Here is an 11,237-nt window from a genome sequence, read left to right on the forward strand (position 1 = left end):
TGCTCGTCAAAGCCCCAACAAACAGGCCCACTTGGGGGCGGGTACCCCTCAGCCGTAGGAGAGGTTGGAGCAGACGTCGTCGTCGGCCGAGCGGGCGGTCCCCGCCACGCTGGTGGGCAGGGCGGTGGGTGCGGGCGACGACGCGGTGGGCTGCGGGGGGTCGGCGTAGCTGCTGCCGAGGATGACGCTGATCCCGGCGGCCGCGGCCGAGGTGACCTCCGCCCCGGGGAAGACCTGGGCGACCTGCTGGGCCTGGGCCTGCTGGCCCGGGCCGTACTCGATGACCGTCTTGGTCTGGGTGCGCACGATGGCGGAAGCGGTGCTCGTGACGGTGAAGCCCTGCTGCTTGAGCGCGGCTGCGGCGCGGGCGGGCAGAGCGGTGTCGGTGGTGCCGTTGTAGACGGCCACGGGGATGCCCTTGCTCGCGAGCGGCGCGCCGCCCGGTGAGGCGGACGCCGCGCCGGCCTGCTCGTCGTGGTGACTGCCCGCGTCCTGCCCGTCGAGGGTGCGGTCGGCCTTGAGCGCGGCCCACAGCGCCTCGGCGTCCGGGTGGACGATGGCGACCCGTGCGCCCTGGTAGCGCCACGGCAGGGTGACGAACTTGGTGTCGTGCAGGTCTATGTCGCGCATCGACATCGCGAACGAGATCAGCTTGTCGGCGGAGCCGAGGCCCGGGTCCACGGTCAGCGACCGGGTGGCGGCGTCGGCGAGCGGGAACAGCTTGGTGGGGGTCAGGCCGTCGCTCTTGACCTTCTTGATGAGGGAGGCGACGAAGGCCTGCTGCCGCTGTATGCGGCCTATGTCGGAGCCGTCGCCTATGCCGTGCCGGATGCGGACGTAGTCGAGGGCCTTCTGGCCGGAGACGGTCTGCGGGCCCTTGGCGAAGAGCTGGTCGCCGCGGGTGGCGCGGTTGGGGTTGAGGTCCCGCTGGTAGACGTCCTGGGGCAGGCAGACCTGGACGCCGCCGACGGCCTCCGTCATCTTCGCGAAGCCCTTGAAGTCGACGACCACGGTGTGGTCGACGCGCAGCCCGGTCAGCTTCTCCACCGTGTTCTGGGTGCAGGCGGGGTTGCCCTTGGCGCTCTCGCCCACCGAATAGGCCGCGTTGAACATGGTGTTGGTCTGCGGCTTCGTCCACGTGCCGTCGGGCAGCTTGCAGGACGGTATGTCGACCAGGGTGTCGCGCGGAACGGAGACCGCGACGGCGTGCTTGTGGTCCGCGTACACATGCAGCAGGAACGCCGTGTCGGAGCGCCCTATGTCGCTCTTGTCCCCGCCGCCCAGATCACTGTTGCCGCCGATGCGCGCGTCCGTGCCGATGACGAGGACGTTCGAGCCGTTGGTCGAGGCCGGTGGGCGCGTGCCGGAAATGCCGTCCGCGTTGAAGGTCTCGATGTTTCCGTCGAGCCGCAGATAGGCCCAGCCCACACCCGCCGTCACCAGGACGAGCAGGGCCAGCACGATGCCCAGGCCGAGCCGTACGCCGTTGCGTCTGCGGCGTCCGCCGCGCGCGTCGGCTCCGCCCCCCTGGCTTCGCCCCGCCCCCTCACGCCCACCCCGACCGCCTGTCATCCGCGTGCTCCCCATCCGTCCGGCGCACCCCGAAGGGGAGAGCCGCCCCACCCAATACTCTTATAGTTGCGCAATCTAGCAAGCTTTCCCGTCCCCGTACCCGGGGTGGCGGCCACCTTCTCACGGAAATCGAACAAACCCCGCCCCAGGGGGTGGTGACTCAGGGGCTGGCGCTGTCGAAGCCGTAGCGCAGGGGCTCTTCGCGCGTCCGGTGATCACGGCGGTACACGTACACCGCCTCGGCGCGCACACCCGCCACCGGCGTCTCCCACGTGCAGGGGTACGTCACCTGTACCACCGACGGACGGTCCCTCACATACATGCGCAGCCCGTCCGCCGGACCACCCGTCAGCACGGCGAGTTCCTCGCCCGACGCCGTCCCCGCATTCATCCCCGACTCCATTCGGTCACTTTAAAGGTTGCGCAATACTTGAACTATGGTGAGGTCCGTCACGCGCGGGACGGAACACCTCGGTTCCGGCGGCTCCCGCGTGTGCGCGCGGGACACGACACACCATCGGGGGAGACATGCACCGTTCCGACGGGCTGCGGGAGCAGGACGCGCGGGAGTTCACCCGACTCCTCCAACAGGCCCTGGAATCAAGGGAGATCACGGACCTGCTCCGATCGGCGGGGCGGACCGTCGATGCCGGGCGGTTGCGCGCCGAGGCCCTTCGGGAGCGCGCCACCATCGCGGCGGCGGCGAACCCCGAGTACCAGGCCTTCCTCCGCGCGGCCGCGCCCCCCGAGGACCGGCCGGAGGCACGCGCGGAACCGCCCGACGACGCGCCGGAGCCCGAACGCGGCGGCCTGCTCGCCGTCCTGGCCGTCCTGGCCCCCACCCTGTCGGCCATGGCGGCGGTGCTGCTGCTCCTCATCGGGTACGCCCTGCGACTGCTGGGCTTCCACGTCCACCTGGCACGCGGACTGCACAACGCGGGCTGGATGTTCGCGGGCCTCGCCGCGGTCGGCGTCCTGCCGGGACTGGTGGCGGTGCTGGTGACCGCGGCCCGCAACCGCCCCGCCCCGCGGGCCACGTCCCGGCCGGACCCAGAAGCCGCCCGGGCGTACGAGCTCTGGCGGGAGGCGCTGCTCGAACGCGGGATCCTGCCCCAGCTGCGCCGGCGCATCGAGGCGGCCCACCGCACCTGCGCCGCCGACCCCCACTTCAGGAATTGCGCAACCCTGGAACCGTAACGACGTCCACGGCGTTGTCATCAGACGACGGCAACCGCACAACCACGGAGGAAGAACATGGGCGTGAGCCTGGGCAAGGGCGGCAATGTCTCACTGAGCAAGGAAGCCCCTGGACTGACGGCCGTCACGGTCGGCCTGGGCTGGGACGTGCGGACCACCACGGGAACGGACCACGACCTCGACGCCAGCGCGCTGCTGTGCAACGAGAGCGGCAAGGTGCTCTCCGACAGCCACTTCGTCTTCTACAACAACCTGACCAGCCCGGACGGTTCGGTCCAGCACACCGGCGACAACCTCACCGGCGAAGGCGAAGGCGACGACGAGACGATCAACATCGACCTCACGCGGGTCCCCGGCCCGGTCGCGAAGATCGTCTTCCCCGTCTCCATCCACGACGCACAGGCCCGCGGCCAGAACTTCGGCCAGGTGCGCAACGCCTACATCCGCGTGGTCAACCAGGCGGGCGGCGCCGAACTGGCCCGCTACGACCTGAGCGAGGACGCCTCGACCGAGACCGCGATGGTCTTCGGAGAGCTCTACCGGCACGGCGCGGAGTGGAAGTTCCGCGCCGTCGGCCAGGGGTACGCGTCCGGGCTCGCCGGGATCGCCTCCGACTACGGCGTCAACGTCTGACCCGCGGCCCCGCACCCGCGCCGCCCGCTTTTTCCCGGCGGGCGGCGGCCCCACTTGGCGATTCCTCTACCGCACACCCCGTTCTACGCGGCGGTAACAGGACCGCATGCTGCTGCCAGCCGGTCGCATCCCACCTTCGCCGCTCACCCCCCGCTTCAACCCGGCCGCCCGGACGGCCAGTTGAGACGGAGCACGGATGGTGAGGTTCCTGCGGCGCTGCACCCTGACGCTCGCCGTCCTCATACCTCTCCTCCTCGCGGGGCCCACGGCCGAGCCCTCTGCCGCGAGCCCAGCCCGGCATGCCGAGGCACTCACCGATTCCTGGGCCGGCCCGCTCTCCACTCGAGGGCGCCACCTCGTCGACGCGACCGGCACCCGCTTCAAGCTCAAGGCGGCCAACTGGGGCGGCGCACAAGGCATTTGGACAGGCTCCGGTGGCATCGCCGACCCGGCCGACCACCACGCGGGCGAGGACTCGTACAACATCCCCCTCGGCGTCGGCCGGGTGCCGCTCGCGAACCTGCTGGCCGACATCCACCGCCTGAGCATCAACAGCGTGCGGCTCCCCCTCTCCAACGCACTCGTCCACGACACCACCCCCGTCCCGGACAACGCGGTGGCCGCCAACCCCCAACTCCGGGGCGACACACCGCTCCAGGTGTACGACGCCATCGTCGCCGCCCTGACCCACGACGGTTTCGCGGTGATCCTCAACAACCACACCAACACGGCCCGTTGGCGCTGCGGTCTCGACGGCAACGAACGCTGGAACACCTCGCAGTCGACCGCGCAGTGGGTGGACGACTGGGTCTTCATGGCGAACCGCTACCGGGACAACAGGCGGGTGGTGGGCGCCGATCTGTACAACGAGGTGCGACGCACCGTCCTCGACGACCCCAACTGGGGCGGCGGGGCGACCACGACTGGTTCGGCGCCGCGCAGCAGGCCGCCGATCGCATCCTGACCCACGCCGATCCGGATCTCCTCGTCATCATCGAGGGCATCAACTGGACGGGCATACCGGCCGACGGCCTCCCCCACGGCCGCCCCACCCTCACCCCCGTACGCCCCCTCTCGCACACGTTGCCGCGACGCGGGAGACTGGCGCGCGACGGGCTGGCAGACCCTGCTCAGCTCCCCCTCCCGCGGCGGCCAGATCGCGGAGCCGGTCCGCTGGAACATGCTGGACCTCGACCCCGGGGACGCCAGCCGCTCACTGCGCGTGGCGGCGCTCGGAGACTGGGCCCCGGGTGCCCGCAAGGGCGTCTGTCCCGACGGCCAGCGCCTCATCGGCCTCTCCCACGGCGCGGGCCGGGGGCTGTGCACCGACGCCGGCGCGGGCGACCTGCGGGCTACCGGCGACGCGTACACCGTCGTGCGTGACGAGCGGTACGTCACCCACGGGGACTGGGCGAACGGCTACACCAAACTGGAGTGCCCGCCCGGCCGGTAACCCTCGCGCGACCGGGCCCTCCGCTCCAGGGGCTGCGCGCCGCGCCGCGGCCTTTTCCGATGATCACGGTTTGCGCGCGGGCGGGTGACGTAGCCCTCCCCCGCCTCGACTCGGTGCTTGATTCCCCGCTACGAAGAGGTGACAGACTCCCCCGCATCACGCTGTGACCAGGAGGCGCCCCGCCGTGGAATGGTTCTCGTCGTCGGCCTACTGGTTCGGCCGACTGGTCTTCCAGCGCTCTCTGGCGGCCGTCTACCTGGTGGCGTTCCTCGCGGCGGCCCTGCAGTTCCGGGCGCTCATCGGGGAACGCGGGATGCTGCCGGTGCCCGCGTTCGTGCGCCGCGTGCCGTTCCGCGCCGCTCCCAGCCTCTTCCATCTGCGGTACTCCGACCGGCTGTTCGCCGGGTGCGCCTGGACGGGTGCGCTGCTCGCCGGGGCCGTGGTCGCCGGGGCCGGGGACGCGGTGCCGCTGTGGGCGTCCATGGTGTTCTGGGCGGTGCTGTGGGCGCTGTACCTGTCGATCGTCAACGTGGGACAGACCTGGTACGGCTTCGGCTGGGAGTCGCTGCTCCTGGAGGCCGGATTCCTCGCCGTCTTCCTGGGCAATGCCGAGGTCGCGCCGCCGGTGGTTCTGCTGTGGCTGCTGCGCTGGGTGCTGTTCCGCGTGGAGTTCGGAGCCGGGCTGATCAAGATGCGCGGCGATCCGTGCTGGCGCGATCTGACCTGCCTGTACTACCACCACGAGACCCAGCCGATGCCCGGCCCGCTGAGCTGGTTCTTCCACCATCTGCCCAAGCCGGTCCACCGGGTGGAGGTGGCGGCCAACCACTTCGTCCAACTGGTCGTCCCCGTAGCCCTGTTCACCCCTCAGCCGGGGGCGAGCTGCGCCGCGGCCCTCGTCGTCTGCACGCAGCTGTGGCTGGTACTCTCCGGCAACTTCGCCTGGCTGAACTGGCTGACCATCGTCCTCGCCGTCTCCGCCCTGGACGGCTCCCTCGTCAGCACGCCGCCCACGCTGCCGAAGCCGCCGCCGTGGTACGAGATCCTGGTCCTGGCGGTCGCCGCGCTCGTCCTGGCCCTCAGCCACCGCCCGGCCCGCAATCTGCTCTCGCGCGGCCAGCGCATGAACACCACGTACGAACCCTTGCACCTGGTGAACTCCTACGGCGCGTTCGGAAGCATCACGCGCGTCCGGCACGAGGTCGTCCTCGAAGGGACGTCGGACCGGGAGATCACCCCGGGGACGGTCTGGCGGGAGTACGAGTTCCACGGCAAGCCGGGCGATGTCCGTCGGCTGCCACGGCAGTTCGCGCCCTACCACCTGCGGCTCGACTGGCTGCTCTGGTTCCTGGCGCTCTCGCCCTCCTACGGATACGCCTGGTTCAGCGGATTCATCGAACGCCTCCTGGTCAACGACCGCGACACCCTGCGCCTGCTGCGGCACAACCCCTTCCCCGACGCCCCGCCGGTGTACATCCGGGCCCGGACATGGCGCTACCGCTTCACCACCTGGCGGGAGCTCCGTGCGACCGGGGCGTGGTGGCACCGCGAGGCGCCCCGCGAGTTCCTGCCACCGACGACGCTGCGGTGAGGGGTGGGCCCGCCGGGGGCGGCGCTATTCGGCGGGCGCGATGTTCTGGTTGGCGTGGAAGAGGTTGTGCGGGTCGTACAGGCGCTTGATGGTGGCGAGCCGGTCGTAGTGGTCGCGGTAGGTGGCCCGCACCCGGTCCTGCCCCTCTCCCTCACCGATGAAGTTCACATACGAGCCGCCCATGGAGTGGGGGTGCAGCTCTTCCCAGTAGTCCACGCACCACTGCCGGACGAGCTCCGCGTTGGCGGGGTCGGGGTCGACGCCGCCGATGACTCCGGACCAGATGGCGTCCCGGTAGGCCCAGGCGGTGTCCTTCTGGGCCACCCGGTGGGCGGCGCCGTCGACCGGGTAGAGGTGCATCGTCGACAGGTTGGTGGGCAGTCCTTCCGCGTACTTGGCGTGCACGTCGATGGCGCCGTCCGTGATCCGGTCGAAGAAGTCCCCGCGCCAGTACCACTGGAGGCCCTTGGGGATCAGCTCGTCGAACATGCCCTGGAGCATCGGGTACGGCATCGGTGCCGTGAAGTGGAAGGTCGGCGGGCCCGCTTCCTCGACCGGGGCGAAGGTCTTCTCCGCGATGTCCGGGTCACCCGTCCAGCACCACACCACGCCACACATCTTGTGCCCGTGGATCTCCTCGGGGAAGGGGGGCGCCGGTGGCACGGCGATCACGGCGAAGAACCCGCTCAGGTCGTGCGGTGCCTGGGGCAGGAAGTCGCGGTACCAGCGCAGTACGTCGCCGATGCGGTCGAGGGTCCACAGGGTCACCCCGAGCACCACGGTGTGCACGGGGTGCAGCCGGAAGGTGAAGGAGGTGACGACGCCGAAGTTGCCTCCGCCGCCGCGCAGCGCCCAGAACAGGTCCGGGTTGTCGCGCTCGGTGGCCGTGACGAAACTGCCGTCCGCCAGCACGACGTCCGCGGCAAGGAGGTTGTCCACCGTCAGGCCGTACTTGCGGGTCAGATGGCCGTGCCCGCCGCCGAGGGTGAGGCCCGCGACACCCGTGGTCGACATGATGCCGGCCGGGGTGGCCAGGCCGAACCCGTGGGCCGCGTGATCGAGGTCCGCGATGGTGCTTCCGCCGCCCACCAGGGCGGTCTCGGTCACCGGGTCGACGCGGGCCCACCGCATCGGCGACAGATCGAGGGTGACACCGTCGTCCACCAGGCACAGACCTCCGCCGCTGTGGCCACCGCCGCGTACCGCCAGTTCGAGACCGTGGTCCCTGACGAAGTCGACCGCGTCGATGACATCGGCCGCGTCCGCACACCGCACGACGGCGGCCGGTCTCCGGTCGATCATCGCGTTGTAGATCGCGCGGGCCCCGTCGTACTCGGGGTCGTTCGGGCCGATGACCGGACCGCGCAGCACGGTCCGCATCGCCTCCAGCGTCGTGCCGTCCATGACGATCTCCTCGCGGACCGCGGCAGGAGCCGTGTCCCGCCCGGCACTTCCCCTGCTGGGCCGCCGGTGGCAACGCGCACTCGCCGGTGCCCCGGCGGTCCGCACGGGCCACGGGCGCGCTCGGACGCCACAGGGCTGACGCTTCCAGCGTCCCGCCGCACCAGCCGCCCCGCAATCGGTGGTTCGGCCTGGCCGCCTCGTGCCAGGGCACGAGTCCGTCCTGTGCGGGTCCGGCCACATAGGGTGAGCGCCCATGTGGGCCCCGGAAGCCGTGTGGCCCTCCCCCGTGCCTCGCTCACGGGGCCCTCGCGGGACTGCGCGGGGTGCCGACTCGGCCCTTCCCGCCGCCCCCGCAGGCCATGTCTCACGGGATGCGACTCCCCACCCGCCGCATCCGGGCCACCCACCACGAATGCCGCGTGTCGGGGACATGGAAACAGTGAGGAGGCAAGTCCTGACGAGGTGTCAGTGAACGATCTGGTCCCCGTCCGGCACGTCCTGGACGGCCACGACGAACCGGGCGCGCCCGAGGCCGTCGGCCACGGCACGGGCGATCCCCTCGAAGTCCTGACCGGTCGGCACCGGGACCTGCTCCCCCTCGCCGTAACTCTCGATCGCCTTGGTGAAGTAGCTCGGATGCCAGGCACCGACCGCCCCCTTGACCTCGATCGCGGTCACCGGCCGGCCGCCGACGAGGGTCCTGAGGGCGGGCAGGATCGCGTCCGAACGGAGCTCGCCCGGCACCTGGAACAGGCTGGCGTGCGCGCCCACCAGACCGCCGCCGCGCAGCCGCACGGTCACGGTCAGGCAGCTGGTGACGCTCGGGTACGTGATCACACCGCCCGGGGCCACCTCCTTGACCTGCCCCTCCGAGATGGTCGCCGTGAGCGGGGCCTTCGGTCCGCGCCCGACGCCCCCTGCCGTCGTCCCGTACCCACCCTTCACCGGCTCGTGCGTCCGCGCCTGAGCCGAGGAACCGGCCCCGATCTGCACGGCCACCAGCGCCACGGGCAGCACCAGAACGCCCGCGACGGCCCTCCATGCGGTAGACCGGCCGAGGGCGGACTGAGGGCGCTGCGGAAAGGACACGTGGACTCCTGGCTGAGGAAACGGGGCCCGGCCGCGCCTGTCCGGCGGCCGTGGGTCGGCCGACAACTGTACGCGGGGGCCAGGCGTGGCCGTGCGGGCGAGCCCCGGGTGAGCGGTCGGGGGATGCTCGCTCACCATGGGCGCGCGCACCATGGCCTGCTCCCCCATGGGGTGTGGCCCCACGGGCGGCCCAGCCATGTGGCCGCCCCACATGGCTCGCCCCACCGGCCCCGTCCCCCGCTCAACAACCTTGGTGGGTGGCCGAATTGGCCCTGCTGATCTCCGCCGACAGCCCGGATAACGTCGCGTCCATCCTCTGACCGACTGACCGACCGACCGCCGGGCACGGAAAGGGCGGGGCGACGCGGATGCCGCGAGGCGGGCAACCGTACGGCCGCCAGCGACCGGAGCGAGGTACGCACAGCGAGGTCACACCGGGGGCCCGCCACCACGCGACAGCGAGGACAGCAGCGATGAGCCAAGAGAGCACGGCCGGTGCCACCGCGTCGGCACGCCGCTACTACGACACGGGTGACGTCGACGCCTTCTACGCCCGGATCTGGGGCGGCGAGGACATCCACACCGGGATCTACGCCCATGAGCACGAGCCGGTGGCGGACGCCTCCCGGCGCACGGTGGAGACGGCGGCGGCGAAGATCGCCGACCGGCTCACCCCCGCCTGTACGGTGCTGGACCTGGGGTCCGGCTTCGGCGGGCCCGCCCGTCATCTGGCGGGCGCGTTCGGCTGCCGGGTCGTCGCGCTCAACATCAGCGAGGGGCAGAACGACCGGCACCGCAAGACCAATGCCGAACGGGGCCTCGACGGGCTCATCGACGTGGTCACGGGTTCCTTTCAGGACATTCCCTTTCCCGCCGGGCGATTCGACGTCGTGTGGTCGCAGGAGGCCTTCTGCCACAGCGGGGACCGGGGGAGGTTGCTGAGCGAGGCCGCGCGGGTCCTCAAGCCGGGTGGCGACCTGGTGTTCACCGACCTCATGGCGGCCGGTTCCACGCCGCCCGACGTGCTCCGGCCGGTGGTGGCGCGCCTGGGGGTGGAGGAGCTCGCCCCACCGTCCTTCTATCTCCGCCGTCTGGCCGAACTCGGCCTGACACACGTAGAGTTCGACGACCGAAGTGATCAACTGCTGACCCACTACCTCCGGCTCACCGAGGAGACGCGGCGCCGCGCCACGGAACTGCGTGACGTCATCAGCCCGGCTTATGTGGAGAGCCTCCTGAAGAGTCTGCCGCTCTGGGTGGAGGCCTGCCGCACGAGTCGGCTGAGCTGGGGGATCTTCACCTGCCGTCGATGACGAGCAGCGCGCACGCGCGGGCCGACGCCCACGCGCCGCCGGACCGAACGCCGCTCGCGGCCCACAGAAAAGGGTCTCCCCCATGCCCGATGCCCCTCCGGTGTCCTCCACTCCCGTCGAGTACCGCCATGGTGCGTCCGTGTTCGAGGGGCTCCTGCTGCGCGGCGGGGGTCCGCCCGGTCCCGCGCCCACGGTGCTGGTGTTCCCGGGCATGGAGGGCCGCAGCGCCGGCATGGTGGACCTCGCCAAGGAGCTGGTGCCCTGGGGGTACCAGGCGTTCGCCGTGGACCTGTACGGCAAGGGTGTCACCGGCTCCACACCGGCCGAACTGCAAGCGCTCATGCGGCCGTTGATGGACGACCGCGCGCTGCTGGCGGAGCGCCTGGCCGCCGTGGTGGCCGCCGTGGCCGCCCTGCCCGAGGTGGACGCGTCGAGGATCGCGGCCGCGGGGTTCTGCTTCGGCGGCCTGTGCGTGCTCGACCTGGCGCGGACCGGTGCCCCGGTCACCGGCGTGGCGAGCTTCCACGGTGTACTGACGCCGCCGCCCGCGCCGTCCGGGCGACGGATCGACTGCAAGGTGGCCGTCTTCCACGGCTGGGACGACCCCTTCGCGCGCCCGGACGACGTCACCGCACTGGCGGCCGAACTCACGGCCGCGCGCGCCGACTGGCAGCTTCTGGCGTTCGGCGGCACCGCACACGGCTTCATGGCGCCGACGGCGAACCTGCCCGAACTCGGCGTGATGTACGACGCCGTCGCCGCCCGGCGCTCATGGGCGGGAGCGAAGGCCTTCCTCGCGGAGTGCCTGCCCACGACGTGAGGAAGCGGTGGGGGGGGGGGGGGGGGGGGGGGGGGGGGGGAGGGGGGGGGTGGGGGGGGGGGGCGGGGGGGGGGGGGGGGGGGCGTCGCACTCGCAGGCCGGCCCCTAGAAGGGGCGCTGGACCAGCTAGGTCATGGCGTGCGAAGCGGCCCGTCAGTGACAGGC

General features: G+C 71.5%; 9 protein-coding genes and 1 pseudogene. 6 read left to right on the top strand and 4 right to left on the bottom strand.

Annotated elements, in window-relative coordinates:
- Positions 1 to 48: 48 nt before the first annotated feature.
- Positions 49 to 1,572: an LCP family protein gene (locus AC07F3_RS12170; RefSeq protein ID WP_479113030.1), complete on the bottom strand. Its 1,524-nt coding sequence runs from the start codon at positions 1,570 to 1,572 to the stop codon at positions 49 to 51.
- Positions 1,573 to 1,732: 160 nt separating this feature from the next.
- A complete protein-coding gene (locus AC07F3_RS12175; RefSeq protein ID WP_479113032.1) occupies positions 1,733 to 1,963 on the bottom strand; it encodes a hypothetical protein in 231 nt (76 codons plus the stop codon).
- Between the two features lie 137 nt (positions 1,964 to 2,100).
- Between AC07F3_RS12175 and AC07F3_RS12180 the strand changes: the two genes are divergently transcribed.
- The 4 genes and pseudogenes from AC07F3_RS12180 (at position 2,101) to AC07F3_RS12195 (ending at position 6,446) form a co-directional block, all read left to right on the top strand.
- Complete coding sequence (locus tag AC07F3_RS12180) at positions 2,101 to 2,769, top strand: hypothetical protein (RefSeq protein ID WP_479113034.1); 669 nt, start codon at positions 2,101 to 2,103, stop codon at positions 2,767 to 2,769.
- A gap of 57 nt (positions 2,770 to 2,826) precedes the next feature.
- Positions 2,827 to 3,402 carry a TerD family protein gene (locus tag AC07F3_RS12185; RefSeq protein ID WP_479113036.1) on the top strand — a complete coding sequence of 192 codons (576 nt, stop codon included), beginning with the start codon at positions 2,827 to 2,829 and terminating at the stop codon, positions 3,400 to 3,402.
- 196 nt (positions 3,403 to 3,598) lie between these two features.
- Positions 3,599 to 4,849, top strand: a pseudogene (locus AC07F3_RS12190) (glycoside hydrolase family 5 protein); the annotation flags it as partial.
- 190 nt (positions 4,850 to 5,039) lie between these two features.
- The gene (locus tag AC07F3_RS12195) at positions 5,040 to 6,446 is read left to right on the top strand and encodes a lipase maturation factor family protein (protein ID WP_479113037.1); all 1,407 of its coding nucleotides are present in this window, start codon (positions 5,040 to 5,042) and stop codon (positions 6,444 to 6,446) included.
- 24 nt (positions 6,447 to 6,470) lie between these two features.
- Here AC07F3_RS12195 and AC07F3_RS12200 read toward each other — a convergent pair whose 3' ends face one another.
- A complete protein-coding gene (locus AC07F3_RS12200; protein ID WP_479113039.1) occupies positions 6,471 to 7,850 on the bottom strand; it encodes an FAD-binding oxidoreductase in 1,380 nt (459 codons plus the stop codon).
- A gap of 465 nt (positions 7,851 to 8,315) precedes the next feature.
- Complete coding sequence (locus tag AC07F3_RS12205) at positions 8,316 to 8,939, bottom strand: hypothetical protein (RefSeq protein WP_479113041.1); 624 nt, start codon at positions 8,937 to 8,939, stop codon at positions 8,316 to 8,318.
- Positions 8,940 to 9,412: 473 nt separating this feature from the next.
- On the opposite strand from AC07F3_RS12205, the gene AC07F3_RS12210 reads away from it, so the two are divergent.
- Positions 9,413 to 10,252: a methyltransferase domain-containing protein gene (locus AC07F3_RS12210; protein WP_479113043.1), complete on the top strand. Its 840-nt coding sequence runs from the start codon at positions 9,413 to 9,415 to the stop codon at positions 10,250 to 10,252.
- 82 nt (positions 10,253 to 10,334) lie between these two features.
- Complete coding sequence (locus tag AC07F3_RS12215) at positions 10,335 to 11,072, top strand: dienelactone hydrolase family protein (protein ID WP_479113045.1); 738 nt, start codon at positions 10,335 to 10,337, stop codon at positions 11,070 to 11,072.
- Positions 11,073 to 11,237: the final 165 nt, after the last annotated feature.

It is taken from the genome of Streptomyces sp. NPDC045846 (assembly GCF_056431605.1).

Coding starts and splice junctions, on each gene's coding strand:
- AC07F3_RS12175 (WP_479113032.1), bottom strand. CDS start 1,963: ATGAATGCGGGGACGGCGTCGGGCGAGGAACTCGCCGTGCTGACGGGT.
- AC07F3_RS12170 (WP_479113030.1), bottom strand. CDS start 1,572: ATGACAGGCGGTCGGGGTGGGCGTGAGGGGGCGGGGCGAAGCCAGGGG.
- AC07F3_RS12185 (WP_479113036.1), top strand. CDS start 2,827: ATGGGCGTGAGCCTGGGCAAGGGCGGCAATGTCTCACTGAGCAAGGAA.
- AC07F3_RS12215 (WP_479113045.1), top strand. CDS start 10,335: ATGCCCGATGCCCCTCCGGTGTCCTCCACTCCCGTCGAGTACCGCCAT.
- AC07F3_RS12210 (WP_479113043.1), top strand. CDS start 9,413: ATGAGCCAAGAGAGCACGGCCGGTGCCACCGCGTCGGCACGCCGCTAC.
- AC07F3_RS12200 (WP_479113039.1), bottom strand. CDS start 7,850: ATGGACGGCACGACGCTGGAGGCGATGCGGACCGTGCTGCGCGGTCCG.
- AC07F3_RS12180 (WP_479113034.1), top strand. CDS start 2,101: ATGCACCGTTCCGACGGGCTGCGGGAGCAGGACGCGCGGGAGTTCACC.